14 protein-coding genes and 7 tRNA genes are annotated in these 15,488 nt (G+C 48.4%); 14 read left to right on the top strand and 7 right to left on the bottom strand.

The annotated features are described in order from the left end of the window. Window positions 1-17: 17 nt before the first annotated feature. On the bottom strand, window positions 18-1,205 hold the full coding sequence (locus BM292_RS03765) for a pyridoxal phosphate-dependent aminotransferase (RefSeq protein ID WP_092855423.1): 1,188 nt from the start codon (window positions 1,203-1,205) through the stop codon (window positions 18-20). A gap of 154 nt (window positions 1,206-1,359) precedes the next feature. Here BM292_RS03765 and BM292_RS03760 point away from each other — a divergent pair, with 154 nt between their 5' ends. The 4 genes from BM292_RS03760 (at window position 1,360) to BM292_RS03745 (ending at window position 5,667) form a co-directional block, all read left to right on the top strand. After that, complete coding sequence (locus BM292_RS03760) at window positions 1,360-2,754, top strand: MATE family efflux transporter (RefSeq protein ID WP_092855421.1); 1,395 nt, start codon at window positions 1,360-1,362, stop codon at window positions 2,752-2,754. Beyond that, complete coding sequence (gene uvrB, locus BM292_RS03755; protein ID WP_092855419.1) at window positions 2,751-4,766, top strand: excinuclease ABC subunit UvrB; 2,016 nt, start codon at window positions 2,751-2,753, stop codon at window positions 4,764-4,766. The genes BM292_RS03760 and uvrB overlap by 4 nt, the downstream gene beginning before the upstream one ends. A 192-nt stretch (window positions 4,767-4,958) precedes the next feature. After that, window positions 4,959-5,168, top strand: a complete 210-nt coding sequence (locus BM292_RS03750) for a DUF2061 domain-containing protein (RefSeq protein WP_092855417.1) — start codon at window positions 4,959-4,961, stop codon at window positions 5,166-5,168. Window positions 5,169-5,199: 31 nt separating this feature from the next. Next, complete coding sequence (locus BM292_RS03745; protein WP_092855415.1) at window positions 5,200-5,667, top strand: DUF2919 family protein; 468 nt, start codon at window positions 5,200-5,202, stop codon at window positions 5,665-5,667. 116 nt (window positions 5,668-5,783) lie between these two features. Here the strand turns inward: BM292_RS03745 and BM292_RS03740 are convergent. Together BM292_RS03740 and BM292_RS03735 are read right to left on the bottom strand one after the other, a co-directional pair. Beyond that, window positions 5,784-5,859 (bottom strand) — tRNA-Val (locus BM292_RS03740). A 27-nt stretch (window positions 5,860-5,886) separates the two neighbouring features. Further along, a tRNA-Val gene (locus BM292_RS03735) sits at window positions 5,887-5,962 on the bottom strand. A gap of 237 nt (window positions 5,963-6,199) precedes the next feature. Between BM292_RS03735 and gltX the strand changes: the two genes are divergently transcribed. From gltX to BM292_RS03690, 8 genes are all read left to right on the top strand, one after another. Continuing rightward, the gene (gene gltX / locus BM292_RS03725; RefSeq protein ID WP_092855411.1) at window positions 6,200-7,609 is read left to right on the top strand and encodes a glutamate--tRNA ligase; all 1,410 of its coding nucleotides are present in this window, start codon (window positions 6,200-6,202) and stop codon (window positions 7,607-7,609) included. Between the two features lie 59 nt (window positions 7,610-7,668). Beyond that, window positions 7,669-8,301, top strand: a complete 633-nt coding sequence (can, locus tag BM292_RS03720) for a carbonate dehydratase (protein ID WP_092855409.1) — start codon at window positions 7,669-7,671, stop codon at window positions 8,299-8,301. Between the two features lie 19 nt (window positions 8,302-8,320). Beyond that, the gene (locus tag BM292_RS03715) at window positions 8,321-8,932 is read left to right on the top strand and encodes a class I SAM-dependent methyltransferase (RefSeq protein ID WP_092855406.1); all 612 of its coding nucleotides are present in this window, start codon (window positions 8,321-8,323) and stop codon (window positions 8,930-8,932) included. Window positions 8,933-9,073: 141 nt separating this feature from the next. Further along, window positions 9,074-9,149: transfer RNA gene (locus tag BM292_RS03710), tRNA-Ala, on the top strand. Window positions 9,150-9,198: 49 nt separating this feature from the next. Then, window positions 9,199-9,274 (top strand) — tRNA-Glu (locus tag BM292_RS03705). A 114-nt stretch (window positions 9,275-9,388) separates the two neighbouring features. Further along, window positions 9,389-9,464: transfer RNA gene (locus BM292_RS03700), tRNA-Glu, on the top strand. A gap of 86 nt (window positions 9,465-9,550) precedes the next feature. Then, window positions 9,551-9,626: transfer RNA gene (locus BM292_RS03695), tRNA-Glu, on the top strand. Between the two features lie 86 nt (window positions 9,627-9,712). Continuing rightward, a tRNA-Glu gene (locus tag BM292_RS03690) sits at window positions 9,713-9,788 on the top strand. 114 nt (window positions 9,789-9,902) lie between these two features. On the opposite strand, the gene BM292_RS03685 is transcribed toward BM292_RS03690, so the two are convergent. Continuing rightward, entirely contained in the window at window positions 9,903-10,526 is a 624-nt protein-coding gene (locus BM292_RS03685; protein WP_092855404.1) for an arylesterase, read from the bottom strand. Between the two features lie 2 nt (window positions 10,527-10,528). On the opposite strand from BM292_RS03685, the gene BM292_RS03680 reads away from it, so the two are divergent. Together BM292_RS03680 and BM292_RS03675 are read left to right on the top strand one after the other, a co-directional pair. Further along, window positions 10,529-11,209, top strand: coding sequence for an ABC transporter ATP-binding protein (locus tag BM292_RS03680; protein ID WP_092855402.1), 681 nt, complete (start codon window positions 10,529-10,531; stop codon window positions 11,207-11,209). After that, window positions 11,199-13,724: an ABC transporter permease gene (locus BM292_RS03675; RefSeq protein WP_092855400.1), complete on the top strand. Its 2,526-nt coding sequence runs from the start codon at window positions 11,199-11,201 to the stop codon at window positions 13,722-13,724. The genes BM292_RS03680 and BM292_RS03675 overlap by 11 nt, the downstream gene beginning before the upstream one ends. On the opposite strand, the gene BM292_RS03670 is transcribed toward BM292_RS03675, so the two are convergent. From BM292_RS03670 to BM292_RS03660, 3 genes are read right to left on the bottom strand one after another with little or no spacing between them, the layout of a single operon-like run. Continuing rightward, entirely contained in the window at window positions 13,721-14,581 is an 861-nt protein-coding gene (locus BM292_RS03670) for an alpha/beta hydrolase family protein (RefSeq protein ID WP_092855398.1), read from the bottom strand. The two genes, BM292_RS03675 and BM292_RS03670, sit on opposite strands and share 4 nt — an antisense overlap. A 5-nt stretch (window positions 14,582-14,586) precedes the next feature. Beyond that, entirely contained in the window at window positions 14,587-14,886 is a 300-nt protein-coding gene (locus BM292_RS03665; protein ID WP_092855396.1) for a YciI family protein, read from the bottom strand. After that, a complete protein-coding gene (locus BM292_RS03660; protein ID WP_092855394.1) occupies window positions 14,886-15,440 on the bottom strand; it encodes an inner membrane-spanning protein YciB in 555 nt (184 codons plus the stop codon). The genes BM292_RS03665 and BM292_RS03660 overlap by 1 nt, the downstream gene beginning before the upstream one ends. Window positions 15,441-15,488: the final 48 nt, after the last annotated feature.

Raw genomic sequence — 15,488 nt, 5'->3', positions numbered from 1 at the left:
GATACTAAGAATTGAAATTAAGCGCTCTCAGCAAACGCTTTTATTCGTTTAACAGCTTCTTTGAGTGTGTCCAAGCTACAAGCAAACGAGAAGCGGCAGTGACCTGGCGCGCCAAATGCAGTGCCCGGTACTAATGCCACCTTGGCCTCATTCAAAATCATTTCACACAGCTCAACGTCGGATTCAGCACCTTTTTGGCGAATCAGCTCATCGATGTTGGCGAACGTATAGAACGTGCCGTCACCAGCGATACATTTCATACCCGGTACTTCATTGAGTGCTTCAACTAAATAATCGTGGCGTTGTTTGAAGGCTTTGACCATTTCTGTAATACAGCTTTGGTCACCCTCAAGTGCGGCAAGGGCCGCCCATTGGCTGATACTGGCTGGGTTCGAGGTACTTTGCGATTGAATTTTCTTCATGGCGGCAATCAGCGGCTTTGGACCGGCTGCATAACCAATGCGCCAACCGGTCATGGCATAGGCTTTCGATACACCGGACAAAATCACGATACGATTTTTCAGATCTGGTGCCACCATGGCGATATTATGGAAGCTCTCGACGCTCCACAAAATATGTTCGTACATATCGTCAGTCGCGATGAGTACTTGCGGGTGGTTGCGAAGAACCGCTGCTAAGCTTTCTAATTCAGCTTTGGTGTAAGCCGTACCCGTTGGGTTCGATGGACTATTTAAGAACAACAACCGAGTTTTCGGCGTTATCGCTGCCTCTAATTGCTCAGCACTGATTTTATAACGTTGCTCAATACCGGCTTCAATGAACTTTGGCACCGCACCGACCAGAATCGACATGTCTGGATACGAAACCCAATAAGGCGCGGGAATCAGTACTTCGTCACCTGGGTTTAACCATGCGCTGAGTAAGTTAAAGATACTGTGTTTGCCACCTGCGGAAATCAGGATTTCGCTGGTTTCATAGGTTAAGCCGTTATCGCGCTTAAATTTATCGACAACGGCTTGTTTGAGTTGCGGGATACCGTCCACTGCGGTGTATTTGGTATGACCTGCATCAATGGCCGCTTTCGCAGCCGTTTTCACAAACTCTGGGGTATCAAAATCGGGTTCACCCACACCTAAACCAATTACATCATGGCCTGCTGCTTTGAGTTCAGCTGCTTTTTGCGACACAGCGAGCGTTGGCGATGGTTGAATAGCGTTAACACGGTCAGATAATTGGTATTTCACAGTGCGATCCTAAACATAGAAGGGGTGAAAAGGTTGCCGCTACTATATCGTTTTCGCTGAATTTTGTCTATTGAGCGGCTGCTGATAACATAGCGAAAAAGCGCAAAATTCGTTACACTACGGCTTCTTTTTTCAACACTGGTATCAGAAACTCATGAGCCAAGCTGTAGCGGCAAAATCTTTACTCCATGATCCTATTCAGCCCACCCTCTGGCGCATGACATGGCCAGTGATCATTGGCGTGTTGACGCTCATCAGCTTTAATGTGGTCGATACCTTCTTTGTCGGTATGCTGGGTACGGACCCATTAGCGGCGGTCAGTTTTACTTTTCCAGTTACGTTCACGGTTGTCAGTCTAGCGATTGGTCTCGGGATTGGTACCTCCGCAGTGATTGCACGAAAACGTGGCTCTGGCCGTGAAGAGCATGCCAAGTTTGATGGCACCACGGCGTTATCGGTGTCCGCTTTATTGGTCGTGGTCTTGTCGCTGATCGGCTATGTGTCAATGGATCCCATCTTTTCTGCATTGCGCGCACAAGAACGTCTGATTCCCTACATTCATGATTACATGACCATTTGGTTTTTAGGCGCTGTGCTCTTAGTGACGCCAATGGTCGGCAATGCGGTATTGCGAGCCTCTGGTGATACGCGCACACCCTCGTTAATTATGGCCTCGGGCGGTTTATTGAATGCGATTTTTGACCCAATTTTAATTTTCGGAGTTGGGCCGATTCCAGCCATGGGCGTGCAGGGGGCCGCATTGGCGAGTTTAATCTCGTGGATCATTGGTTCTGCATTGGTGCTCTGGTACTTAAACTACAAGCAATTGTTGTCTTTTAAAGCGCCGGCAGATGCGAGTTGGCTGCGCTCTGCGCGGCAGATCCTTAATATCGGGATACCTGCTGCGGGTGCTAATATGCTGACGCCACTTGCGATGGCGGTTATCACAGCGATTATTGCGGCCTACGGCGCGCCGGCAGTTGCCGCGTTTGGTGTCGGGACACGTTTAGAATCGTTGGCAAGTGTCATTATTTTGGCGTTGTCGATGTCATTGCCGCCGTTGATTAGCCAGAACTTTGGTGCGCACTCCTTCGATCGGGTGGGCGCGGCTTATCGCGTAGCAGTGCGCAGTGTGCTGATTGTGCAGTTGTTTATTTACGGTTTATTGGTGGCAACGGCACCATGGATTGCTGCTGCGTTTACCGATGATCCGGAAGTGGCGCGACTGATCCGCTTATTTATCTATATTATGCCCCTTGGCTACGGTGTTCAGGGCGTGATTATTTTAACGAACTCCAGTTTAAATGCGCTGCACCGGCCGATGAACGCATTGGTGCTTAGCATCGTACGTTTATTTGTGATGTTTGTGCCACTGAGTTGGATTGGTGCGTTAGTTTACGATATTCCCGGATTATTTGTCGGTGGCGTTGTAGCCAACGTGATCACCGGTGTGCTTTCGTGGTTCTGGTTCCATCGCGGCTTGCGCATTGAAACTGCCCGCGAGCGCCACAATCATGTGGAAGGAGTGACAGAGGGAGCAAGCCAATGAGTCGCGAATTTGAACTCAAGTCAGACTACCAGCCCGCAGGTGACCAACCGACGGCAATCGAAAAATTAGTCGATAATCTCGATGCGGGCTTAGCGCACCAAACGCTCCTTGGCGTTACCGGCTCAGGTAAGACGTTTACCATGGCCAATGTCATTCAAAAAATTCAACGCCCGACGTTGATTCTTGCGCATAACAAAACCTTGGCGGCGCAGTTATACGGCGAGATGAAAGAGTTTTTTCCGAATAATGCGGTTGAGTATTTCGTCTCGTACTACGATTACTATCAGCCGGAAGCGTATGTGCCAACCACGGATACGTTTATTGAAAAAGATGCCTCGATTAATGACCACATTGAACAAATGCGGTTGTCAGCAACTAAGGCGCTGATGGAGCGTCGCGATGTTGTACTGGTGGCTTCTGTGTCATGCATTTATGGTTTGGGTGACCCTGAATCGTACATGAAAATGATGTTGCATTTACGCCGTGGCGATTTGATCGACCAGCGCGATATCCTACGACGTTTGGCACAGCTGCAGTACAAGCGTAACGATGCGGCGTTTGAACGTGGCACCTATCGTGTGCGTGGTGAAGTGATTGATATTTTTCCCGCCGAATCTGAGCAGCTCGCGATTCGCGTTGAGTTATTCGATGATGAAATTGACCGGATTAGCTTTTTTGAGCCGTTAACAGGGCAGGTGACGGAAGCGGATGTTGCGCGTGCAACGGTCTATCCGAAAACACACTACGTGACGCCCCGCGAAACCATTTTGAATGCCATTGAGCGCATTAAAGAAGAACTGAAAGAGCGGAAACAGCAGCTGTTGGATTCGAATAAGCTGGTCGAAGAACAGCGCCTGAGTCAGCGTACCCAGTATGATATTGAAATGATGTTGGAACTCGGTTATTGCTCGGGTATCGAAAACTATTCACGCTATTTGTCAGGGCGTGCGCCGGGCGAGCCACCGCCAACGCTACTCGACTATTTACCAGATGATGCTTTGCTGATTATTGATGAGTCGCACGTGACGGTATCGCAAATTGGCGCGATGTATAAAGGTGACCGTTCGCGTAAAGAGAACCTCGTGAATTATGGGTTCCGCTTGCCATCTGCGTTGGATAACCGACCATTGAAATTTGAAGAGTTTGAGGCCATTGCGCCGCAAACCATTTATGTGTCAGCAACGCCGGGTAAATATGAAATTGAAAAATCTGCCGGCGAAATTGTTGAGCAGGTTGTGCGCCCCACCGGCCTTATCGATCCGGAAATCGAAATCCGTCCAGTTGCCACGCAAGTTGACGATTTAATGTCGGAAGTTCGCTTGCGCGTTGAGCGTAATGAACGTGTACTGGCGACCACCCTGACCAAGAAAATGGCCGAAGATTTATCGGATTATCTGGATGAACATGGTATTCGCGTGCGTTATTTGCACTCGGATATCGATACCGTCGAGCGCATGGAAATTATTCGCGATTTGCGCCTTGGTGAATTCGACGTTTTGGTGGGCATTAACTTATTGCGTGAAGGTTTGGATATGCCCGAAGTGTCGTTGGTGGCGATTCTTGACGCGGACAAAGAGGGCTTCTTGCGCTCCGACCGGTCATTGATCCAGACCATCGGTCGCGCCGCCCGTAACCTTAATGGTAGAGCAATTCTGTATGCCGATCGCATCACCGGCTCAATGCAACGTGCAATTGACGAAACCGATCGCCGTCGCGCCAAGCAAGTTGCTTACAACGAAGAACATGGCATCACTCCGAAAGGCCTCAACAAACGCGTGACCGATGTGATGGATCTCGGGGGGGGCATTCGTGCTCCGCGCCGCGAGAAACAACGCGTTGCTGAAACAGAAGCCGCCTACGACCCAGCGATGTTTGATCCAAAAGCTTTGGTTCAAAAGATCGAGCAAACGGAAAAAGAAATGTATCAGGCGGCAAAGGACTTGGAGTTCGAGAAGGCTGCGGCGCTGCGTGATGATGTCGCCAAACTCCGCGAACAACTCAAAATCCTTTAAAGGCGTTATTCGTGATTCGTGCGCTACGCTGTTCGTCCGCTGCGCTGTTCGAACAGAGAGCGAAGCGAACGGACGAAAAACGAACAGCGAAGCGTACGAATAACGCTGTTGTGTCTATCGGTTATTTCGGTTAGATAAGCTCATAGTAATTGATATTATCTATCCATGAACAAATTCATGGGGGATACCGATATGGCGAAAACAGTTTCTTTTGGCGTGATGCACGTTAGCGTGGCGTTCACCCTCGTGTGGTTGATGACCGGTGATATTGTGTTAGGTGGCGCGGTGGCTTTGATTGAGCCAGTTGTGAATACGGTCGCTTATTACTTTCACGAGAAATTTTGGACGGCGCGACAAAAGCGACAGCAGAGTCGACAAATGGATACGGTGCACGTAGCATAGCGACACATTTGGTTAGTGTTAGAGATGATACGTGCATTTACAACCGGGCGATGAACGCTATGTGACACCCGACGGCAAATTGAAAACGCCGTCGAGCTTGCTGTTTATTCTGTTGTTTTTTCTGCGTGGTTACGCTGCGTGGATTATTTCTCTTACGTTTATGGAAGACCGTTCGCGTCTACTTAAATTCTTTTATACCAGTACTGACCAATTTAGCCTCGCTTTGCTGGTGGGTTTACCCGCACTATTTGTCTTTATTCTTCTGACACAATTAAAAGCGGAAACGCCAGAGTGGGTAGCGCGTTCATTTACTGTGGTACCGATTCTACTTTGGTGTAGCTGGCTGATTGATGGGGTGTTATTGCTGAGCTTGATCAGTAACTTGTGGCCAACGTTCTCTTTGGTGAAAGCGTTGCTGTTATTCGGCTGGCTAGCGGCCGGTTGGATGCTGCTGTTCTCACGCCACTTAAAAAGATTTATTGCGTTAATCGTTAGTTAAGTGCAACGACGATATTAGATATTAGATATTAGATATTGGATATTAGGAAAAGCGAAAGACATCAGATCTAATATCTAATATCAAATTGCTAATATCGATTTTGTATTTCTAAGAAGTGGTGGATGGTACTGGGCTCGAACCAGTGACCCCCGCCTTGTAAGGGCGGTGCTCTCCCAGCTGAGCTAACCATCCATCAGGGAGACAGAGAAAATGAAGAAGTGGTGGATGGTACTGGGTTCGAACCAGTGACCCCCGCCTTGTAAGGGCGGTGCTCTCCCAGCTGAGCTAACCATCCTTTTCTCTGCGTTGCGGGGCGTATTATAGGGAGCTTAACGATACTGTCAACAGGAAATCTCACTTGATTTGTTCGACTGCTGATTTTTTCCCCGCTTTGCTGTAAAAATCAACATCCTGCTTCGTAAAAAGACAAGAATCTATACTTTCGCCTAATGCGCCTGCCGTTGCTTCTTGGTAGAATGCATCCACAACGAAACTGCAAAATAACCCGAATAATGCGGAGAAAGCAAGAATTATGACAGTGGTCACCCGATTTGCCCCAAGTCCTACTGGTTACCTTCACGTGGGTGGTGCGCGCACCGCTCTGTATTCCTGGTTAGTTGCGAAAGCAGCAGGCGGGAAGTTTGTGCTGCGTATTGAAGATACTGACCGTGAACGTTCGACTCAGCCAGCCATTGACGCCATTTTAGAAGGGATGGAATGGTTAGGATTAACGTGGGATGAGGGTCCGTACTATCAAACCAAGCGTTTTGATCGCTATGAACATTATATTGATAAGCTGTTGCAGGAAGACAAAGCGTATAAGTGTTATTGCTCGACTGAACGTCTTGAAAAAATGCGTGAAGAGCAAATGGCAGCTGGCGAAAAGCCTCGCTACGATGGTCATTGTCGCGACAACCCGAATGTTTCTGGCGATAAGTATGTGGTGCGTTTTCGCAACCCGCAGCAAGGTAGTGTGAAATTCAATGACCATATTCGTGGGCCAATTGAATTTGCGAATACCGAGTTAGATGATTTGATTATTGCGCGCAGTGACGGTACGCCAACTTATAACTTCTGTGTGGTGATTGACGATTGGGAAATGAATATTACCCATGTGGTGCGCGGAGAAGACCATATCAACAATACACCACGTCAAATTAATATTTTGCAGGCATTGGGTGCGCCGGTGCCTGAGTATGCGCACGTGTCGATGATTTTAGGCGACGACGGTAAGAAGCTGTCAAAACGCCATGGCGCTGTCAGCGTCATGCAATATCGTGATGACGGCTACCTGCCAGAAGCGGTACTGAACTACTTGGTTCGTTTAGGTTGGTCACATGGCGATCAAGAAATCTTCAGCGTTGATGAAATGATCAAGCTGTTTAGTCTCGACGATGTGAATAAAGCAGCGTCGGCATTTAATACCGAAAAACTCAATTGGTTGAACCAGCATTATATGAAATCGTTGCCGGTTGAGCGCGTGGTACCATTTTTACAGTGGCATTTTAGTGACCAAGCGATTGATGTCAGCAAAGGTCCAGCGCTTGAGAAGCTGATTCCATTAATGGCTGACCGTGTGAAGACACTGAAAGAAATGGCAGAGCAAAGCCGTTATTTCTATGAAGAATATGAAGCGTTTGATGAAGCTGCGGCCAAGAAACACTTGCGCCCAGTGGCACGCGAAGCACTTGAAGCGGTGCAAGATCGTTTGGCTAGCCTTGAGACATGGGATGCAGCGAGCATTCAGGCGGCCATTCAACAAACCGCTGACGACTTAGAAGTGGGCATGGGCAAGGTTGGTATGCCGCTGCGTGTTGCGGTAACGGGTTCAGGCAACTCACCATCTCTTGACGTGACTTTAGAATTATTGTCGCAAGAACAAGTGGTAGGACGTATTGCGCGCGCGATTTCGTTTATCATAGAACGTGAACAAGCGCAGTAACTCGTGAAAGGGCGCCCTAAGTTGGCGCCTTTTTTCTACGTCTGATTGAGATATAAAACATGCTAGAAACCGATAAGTTGTTGGCCAACAATCAAGCTTGGGCGAAACGAATGCTCGAGCAAGATCCAACGTTTTTTAATAATCTCGTGGCGCAACAAAGTCCTGAATATTTATGGATTGGTTGTTCAGATAGTCGGGTGCCTGCAAATCAAGTGGTGGGGATGGCGCCGGGTGAGTTATTTGTACACCGTAATGTGGCGAATCAGGTTATTCAAACTGACTTTAACTGCCTATCCGTTGTGCAATACGCGGTAGAAACGTTGCATGTGAAGCATATTTTAGTGGTCGGTCATTATGGTTGTGGTGGCGTTCGTGCAGCAACCGAAAGTTGCAGTCATGGCTTGGTTGACCATTGGTTATTTCCAATTAAAGATATTTACCGCATTCATCACGATGAGTTAGAGAGTATTTCTAACGATAAACAACGACTCGATAGGTTGTGCGAATTAAACGTGATTGAGCAAGTTCGGAACTTAGCGAAAACGACGATTATTCAGCAGGCATGGGATCGTGGCCAAGAACTAGCAATTCATGGTTGGGTTTATAGTATTGAAGATGGTCTTGTGCGAGACATGGAAGTAACGGTACGTGATCGCGCATCGTTGGAGCGAATTTATCACTTTGATGAGTAATCTTTAGGTAATTCAATTTATGCAAGAAGAACATTGGGAAGAGGTCTATCAAACGAAAGCTGTTGATCGGGTCAGTTGGTTTCAGTCAAAGGCGGAAACCTCACTGCGCTTGATTACCGACACCGGCATGAGCCACGATGCGCCGCTCATTGATATTGGTAGCGGTGCTTCGCGACTCATCGATAATTTAATTACCAGTGGCTTCACCAAGATTACGGCGTTGGATATTTCCACCAGCGCACTCAATGCGTCTAAAAAACGTCTGAAAGCCAAAGCAGAGCAGGTTACCTGGCTGGTTGGTGATGTGCTTGAGAGTGCGTTTGCTGCAGGCCAGTTTGCGATTTGGCATGACCGTGCCGTGTTTCATTTCCTAATCACTCCAGAGCAACAACAGCGCTATGTTGAGCAAGCTGCGCACGCGGTTGAGCAGGGTGGTTATGTCGTGATTGCAACCTTTGCCGAAGATGGCCCAGAGAAATGTAGCGGCTTGCCAGCACAACGGTATTCGGCGCAACAATTGGCCGAAGTTTTCGCGCCGCAATTCAGTTTGGTACACACTGAACGGGAAATTCATAAAACGCCGCACGGGGCGGAACAAAAGTTTAATTACTGCGTACTTAGGCGAAATTGATCGCGAATTGTTCGAACTGGCGTAAAATTCGTCAAACAATCGAAATTACCAAAAAAAAGGTTGACGGTAGTGCGCCAATTACCCTAGAATTCGCCCCGCTGTCAGGGTACTGATGCAGCACACGAATTTCAGTGTTGGTGTGGGGCTATAGCTCAGCTGGGAGAGCGCCTGCCTTGCACGCAGGAGGTCAGCGGTTCGATCCCGCTTAGCTCCACCAAAGCTGCGCGTTACAGTAGTGAAAACTTGATAGTGATTTGTTCTGGTGCGTCCCCTTCGTCTAGAGGCCTAGGACACCGCCCTTTCACGGCGGTAACAGGGGTTCGAATCCCCTAGGGGACGCCACTTCTTGAAGAGCAAGAGCGATATTAAATATTAGATATTAGATATTAGATATTAGATATTAGATATTAGATATTAGCGAAAGCCTGAAGAACAGAGCAAATAAAACAGTCCGGGGTCCCCTTCGTCTAGAGGCCTAGGACACCGCCCTTTCACGGCGGTAACAGGGGTTCGAATCCCCTAGGGGACGCCAATTCTTGAAAAGCAAAAGCGATATTAGCAATTAGATATTCGATATTAGCGAGTGATTTCAAGTACCAATAAGATTTGCCAGTCCTTGTCCCCTTCGTCTAGAGGCCTAGGACACCGCCCTTTCACGGCGGTAACAGGGGTTCGAATCCCCTAGGGGACGCCAATTCTTGAAAAGCAAAAGCGATATTAGCAATTAGATATTCGATATTAGCGAGTGATTTCAAGTACCAATAAGATTTGCCAGTCCTTGTCCCCTTCGTCTAGAGGCCTAGGACACCGCCCTTTCACGGCGGTAACAGGGGTTCGAATCCCCTAGGGGACGCCACTTCTTGAATACCAAAAGTGATATTAGCAGTTAGATATTAGATATTAGATATTAGATCTGATGTCTTAAGCTTTTTCTAATATCCAATATCCAATATCCAATATCCAATATCTGTTATCGTTTTTGCACTAGTTCCAGTAGATAGGGTTCCATGATGTCGGCGATAAGCGGCTGCGCCTCGCGATTCGGATGAATCCCATCGTTCTGCATTAACGCCTCGTTTTCGATAATTTGTTCCATGAAAAATGGAATCAACGGCACTTCGTGTTTATCCGCTACCGTTGGAAAAATGTCTGCAAACATATCGCTGTAACGCTGACCGTAGTTCGGCGGAATTCTCACCTGACTTAACGCAACTTTTGCGTCTTGCTGTTGCAATTGCATGATAATCTGTACCAAATTGTCTGAGATGCTGGCTGGATTAAATCCACGGAGACCGTCATTGCCGCCAAGTTCAACGAATACGGCATCAGGTTGATGACGTTCGATGACGCCAGCTAAACGATTTAATGCGCCTTGGGTGGTGTCGCCGCTAATACTGGCATTAATGAGCGTAATGTCAGGATATTTTTCGGCCCAGCGCTGCTGCAAAACACCAACCCAGGACTCGCTTTGCGCCATACCATAACCGGCACTTAGGCTATCTCCTAAAACGACAAGTGAGACATTTGCCGAAACTGGACGTATAACAACGAACAATGCGACGATTACTAACAATTTAGCTAGGAAGTTTTTCATAAATGCTTATTCAAACCACTCAATTAGAAAAAAAAGTTACGACACAAGACGGCATTCTACACATTTTACAGCCAATTGACCTGTCTATTGAAGCTGGGCAAACCGTGGCGATAGTCGGTGCCTCAGGCTCTGGTAAATCGACCTTGCTGTCTTTACTTGCTGGATTAGACCTCGCAAGTAGCGGTGATGTTTCCATAGATAACGTAAATTTAGGGGATTTGGATGAGGAGCAACGTGCGAAAGTACGTGCAGAGAAGATTGGTTTTATTTTTCAATCGTTTTTGCTGATTCCAAGTTTAACCGCACTGGAGAATGTGATGTTGCCAGCAGAGTTAGCGGGTCACAAAAATGCCGAGCAGCAGGCGCGTGAACTATTAACCAAGGTTGGTTTAGGCGAGCGCTTAAAGCATTATCCAAATCAATTATCTGGTGGTGAGCAACAGCGCGTTGCCATTGCGCGGGCCTTTATTGGTACGCCAAAAATTTTGTTTGCAGATGAACCGACCGGCAACCTTGATGCTACGACTGGACATAAAGTTGAAGATTTACTGTTTGAAATGAACCAAGAGTCGGGCACAACGCTGGTGATGGTGACGCATGATGCGGAATTGGCGAAGCGTTGTCAGCGCATCTTGAAAATGGACGCAGGTCGATTAACCGAGGTAAGCAACAATGTGGCATAAGATTTCATGGCGATTGTTGCGCCACGAGCTTAAGCGCGGTGAATTGACGATTATGGCGGCGGCTATTGTGCTGTCGGTTACGGCGGTGCTGTCGTTATCGCTGTTCACTGAGCGTTTGCAATCGGGATTATTGGCGCGTAGTGCTGAGTTTTTAGCTGCTGACCGAGTCTTGAGTTCGCGGCGTCCGATTGCTGAGGATTGGCTACAGCAAGCGCAACAGCGAGAACTTAAAACGGCGAACCGTGTGGTTTTCAATAGTATGGCGTTTGCCAAAGATAATTTAGCCTTGGTTGATATCAAGGCGGTTAGCGATGGCTATCCATTACGGGGCAGTTTGCGCACGGCATCGGAGCCGTTCGGCGAAGAAACCACGGTGATCAATCAGTTACCGGGTGAGGGCGAGGCATGGGTAGCAGCGGCACTGTTTCAAGAGCTAAGTCTGCAAGTTGGCGATACGCTTGAAATTGGTCAAAGTAAATTTGAAGTGACGCGGGTGCTGACATATGAGCCCGACGTTGGTTTTTCGGTGTTTACCGATAGCCCTAATGTGTTGATCCATTATGATCAGCTCGAGCAAACGGGCTTAATTCAGCCGGGCTCACGAGTACGCTATAACGTGTTGTTTGCTGGTACGGCCGAGCAACTGGATAGTTACTACGAGTGGCTAGCACCACAACTTAACGACGATACACATAACTGGCGTAGCATAGAGGATGGCGATAGTCCGCTGGCTCGGAGTTTACAGCGCGCAGAGCGGTTTATGTTATTAGCGAGCTTACTTGGCGTGGTATTGGCAGCAACTGCCGTAGCCGTTGCTGCGCAGCGATATTGTCAACGTAACTATGACGTCGTCGCAATCTTCAAAACGCTCGGTGCAGAGCGTCGTCAAATTCAACGTATTTTTATTTTGCATTTGTTATTGCTGACCTTGATTAGTATTGGCGTTGGCTTGCTTTTGGGATGGATTATCCAAGCACAGGTGATTGAATTTGTTGCCGCGCAATTAGGGGCAGAGCTGCCAGCTGCTGGTCTTAAGCCTTATGTGTTAGCCTCAGCAACTGGCTTTGTGAGTGCGGTGATGTTCACTTTGTATCCTCTACTTCGGCTCATTGCGATTCCGCCGTTGCGGGTACTGAACCGTGAGCTCACTGGCACCGATAAGCTACGTTGGTTGCATTGGGTGGCTTCGGCCGGAACCATTTACGCGTTGTTATTGATTTACAGCCAGCAATGGCTGCTGTCTTCGGCGCTGTTTGCTGGTGGTGCAGTAGCAGCTGTGTTGTTGTTAGCGGTCGGGCGTTTCTTTATTCGTGCCAGCCGTCAGGCCGGTATGCAAGCGGGTAGTGCATGGCGCTTGGCAATGGCCGGTTTGCAGCGCCGTGCGCAAGCCAATAGTGTACAGATGCTGAGCTTCTCAACAGCGATCATGTTGTTGTTATTAGTGTTGGCTCTTCGCAATGAGTTGTTGGCGGATTGGGAACGTCAACTTCCTGATGATGCCCCGAACTACTTTATTGTGAATGTAGCGCCGGACGATGTTGATCAGTTAGAGCAACGCTTTGCGGCGCGCGATATTGAATCGAATGATATGTATCCGGTGGTGCCTGGCCGTATGACTGCGGTGAATGGTGTGCCAGTGCGCGATGAAGTGACCAAGGAAGCTGGTGGTGACGAGGCTGATACGCAAACCAACAATGCCGAGCAACGCGAAGGCTTTGGTCGTGAGCTGTCGTTAACGTGGCGCGATGACCTGCCGCCGAACAATACGATTATTGCTGGTGAGTGGTGGGGTGACAATCCTCAGCCGCAGGTATCCATTGAAGAAGAAGTTGCTGAGCGCATGCGCCTATCAATAGGTGATGAGCTTGAGTTCAATATCGGTGGGAATACTTTCACTGTGCCAGTTACCAGTATTCGCAAGGTGAACTGGGGATCATTGCAGCCGAATTTCTTCATGATCTTTAATACCAGCACATTGGAAGATTTTCCGGCGACGTTTATTTCGAGCTTTAATTTGCCGAAAGAACGCCAAAGCGAGCTTTATGATCTGTTTAAGCCGTTCCCTGAGGTGTCGTTGATTGATCTCGATGCCATTATGGAGCAGTTACGTGAGGTCATTGACCAAGTCAGTATCGCTATCGCGTTTGTATTGGTGCTGGTGTTGGTGGCTGGGGTGCTAGTATTGCTGGCTCAGGTGCAAGCGTCGATGGAAGAGCGGCAACAAGAGCTGGTTATCTTGCGCACGCTAGGTGCACCGGCAAAATTATTGAGTCGTAGCGTCACCTACGAGTTTCTGATACTCGGTGCGATTAGCGGATTAATTGCCACCTTGGCAATGGAGCTGTCGTTGTGGATTTTGCAAACGCAAGTATTTGAAATGGCTGCGACGATTCATTGGCGATTCTGGCTGGTTGGTCCGTTAGCTGGTGCGATTGTGGTCGGTACATTGGGCCGCTTAGCTTGTGCACGCTTGGTGCGTCGCAACACGGCTCAATTGATTCGCAAGCTGGCTTAATTCGCTTTGAGCGCTGTCTCGATGTGGGTTCCGAAAAGCTGTTGCCATTGTGGTTGATAGTCTTTTCGGAACACCGCAAAGTGACCAATGCGGGATAAATTCAAATCAGCCGGTGCAATGACGTGACGCTGTTGGGGAGCACTCGCGTAGAAGTCATGCATCGCCTGAATATTCTGCGCGGTTAACATTTCGTCGTCGGTAAAGCTCAACGACGTGATCGGCGTGCGAATCGCAGCATAATCATCATATAACGCTTCCGCACCGACTAAATAATCTGGATGTAAACACCAACGACGCCATTGTTGCATGGCTGCCGCTGGCACATCGCCAACTATGCCTAATTTACGCCCCGGGAAATAGCCGCGTAATGGGATAAGCCAAGGTGTAATGGCGCGCCAGAGTACCCATGACTTGTATTTGAGCTGTGGTGTCGTGTCTTTCCAAAATCCGGTGCCCGTGGCTACCGTAAGCATTTGGTCAACCCGTTCATAATTTGGAATCATGCCAAACAATTGGCCACTGATACTATGCGCGAACCACAAGAGCGGGAGTCCAGGGCGTTGTGTCACTGCGTAATCAATGACTGCAGCGGCGTCGTATGTCGCCCAATCAGTGACTGTGGTTTGCAATTGCGTTAATGGCTTATCAATGGACGCGCCGATGCCATAATAATCGAAACTAATCACATCATAGTGTTGTTCGCTCAGCCACTGGCAAAAGTGTTGATAAAATGCCTGTGGCACCGCCATAGCAGGCGCCATAATGATGACACCGCGTGGTTGCGGTGTCTGCCAATGATAAGCGATGACTGTACGTGCGGGCGCCGACTGAATACTGACGCGTTGAGGGTTTTCCATAGCTGCTAAGGGAGTGCTTTGATATATGGCTTCACGGTCACTTTAGCGTAGACCCCTGCGGCAATATAAGGGTCGGCATCGGCCCAGCGCTGGGCTTCTTCGAGGGAGTCAAATTCAGCAACGACCATTGAACCGGTAAAACCAGCTTCGCCCGGATCATTCGATGCAATCGCAGGACAAGGGCCAGCGACCAGCAGCCGACCATCGGCTTTGAGTTGCTGCAGTCGCTCAAGATGAGCCGGACGAGTGGCGCGGCGCGCCGCTAATGAGTTTGGTACATCTTCAGCCCAAATAACGAACCACATTATTCAATTTCCTCTGCATCTTTTTCACGGTCAGTGTGATGTTTAAACATATATGCCCCCGAGAATACGCTGAAAATCAGCGTGGCGCCGAGGGTACCAAATACTTTGAAGTTAACCCATGCATCTAAGCTCATCGCTTCGGCGATATACACATTAATCACCGCTAACGCGAGTGAAAATATCACCCATGCATAAGTGAGGCGACGCCAAGCAAACGGGGGCAGATTGATTTCGCTATCGAGCATGCTTTGCAGCGGGCTACGCTTTTTCCACCACATGCCAATCAACAGAAATAGGGCGATAGCAACATAAATCACGGTCACTTTGATCTTCACGAACCATTCATCACGTAAAAACAAGGTGATACTGCCAAATATAAGCACTGCCCACATGACAATCCAATGGCGCATGGTGACCGGTTCGCGCATAAATTTCATGACGACAATTTGCATGACGGTTCCGACCATCAATACGCCGGTCGCAATAAAAATATCGCCCAACAGATAAAACAGAAAAAATAAAATGATTGGTAAATATTCGAGTACTAACAACATGATGATGCCCGCTTTATTCTTATTCCCGCAGTGTGCCAGAAAAGTTTG

This window comes from Pseudidiomarina tainanensis (genome assembly GCF_900115255.1).
Taxonomy (GTDB): Bacteria; Pseudomonadota; Gammaproteobacteria; order Enterobacterales; family Alteromonadaceae; genus Pseudidiomarina; species Pseudidiomarina tainanensis.
The sequence above is the reverse complement of the archived record's forward strand: the minus strand, read 5'-3'. Positions and strand labels throughout refer to the sequence as shown.

Bases quoted from the DNA above. Each gene is read 5' to 3' on its own strand.
- BM292_RS03760 (WP_092855421.1), top strand. From the start codon at position 1,360: ATGAGCCAAGCTGTAGCGGCAAAATCTTTACTCCATGATCCTATTCAG.
- BM292_RS03715 (WP_092855406.1), top strand. From the start codon at position 8,321: ATGCAAGAAGAACATTGGGAAGAGGTCTATCAAACGAAAGCTGTTGAT.
- BM292_RS03750 (WP_092855417.1), top strand. From the start codon at position 4,959: ATGGCGAAAACAGTTTCTTTTGGCGTGATGCACGTTAGCGTGGCGTTC.
- BM292_RS03665 (WP_092855396.1), bottom strand. From the start codon at position 14,886: ATGTGGTTCGTTATTTGGGCTGAAGATGTACCAAACTCATTAGCGGCG.
- BM292_RS03670 (WP_092855398.1), bottom strand. From the start codon at position 14,581: ATGGAAAACCCTCAACGCGTCAGTATTCAGTCGGCGCCCGCACGTACA.
- can (WP_092855409.1), top strand. From the start codon at position 7,669: ATGCTAGAAACCGATAAGTTGTTGGCCAACAATCAAGCTTGGGCGAAA.
- BM292_RS03660 (WP_092855394.1), bottom strand. From the start codon at position 15,440: ATGTTGTTAGTACTCGAATATTTACCAATCATTTTATTTTTTCTGTTT.
- uvrB (WP_092855419.1), top strand. From the start codon at position 2,751: ATGAGTCGCGAATTTGAACTCAAGTCAGACTACCAGCCCGCAGGTGAC.
- BM292_RS03680 (WP_092855402.1), top strand. From the start codon at position 10,529: ATGCTTATTCAAACCACTCAATTAGAAAAAAAAGTTACGACACAAGAC.
- BM292_RS03675 (WP_092855400.1), top strand. From the start codon at position 11,199: ATGTGGCATAAGATTTCATGGCGATTGTTGCGCCACGAGCTTAAGCGC.
- BM292_RS03685 (WP_092855404.1), bottom strand. From the start codon at position 10,526: ATGAAAAACTTCCTAGCTAAATTGTTAGTAATCGTCGCATTGTTCGTT.
- gltX (WP_092855411.1), top strand. From the start codon at position 6,200: ATGACAGTGGTCACCCGATTTGCCCCAAGTCCTACTGGTTACCTTCAC.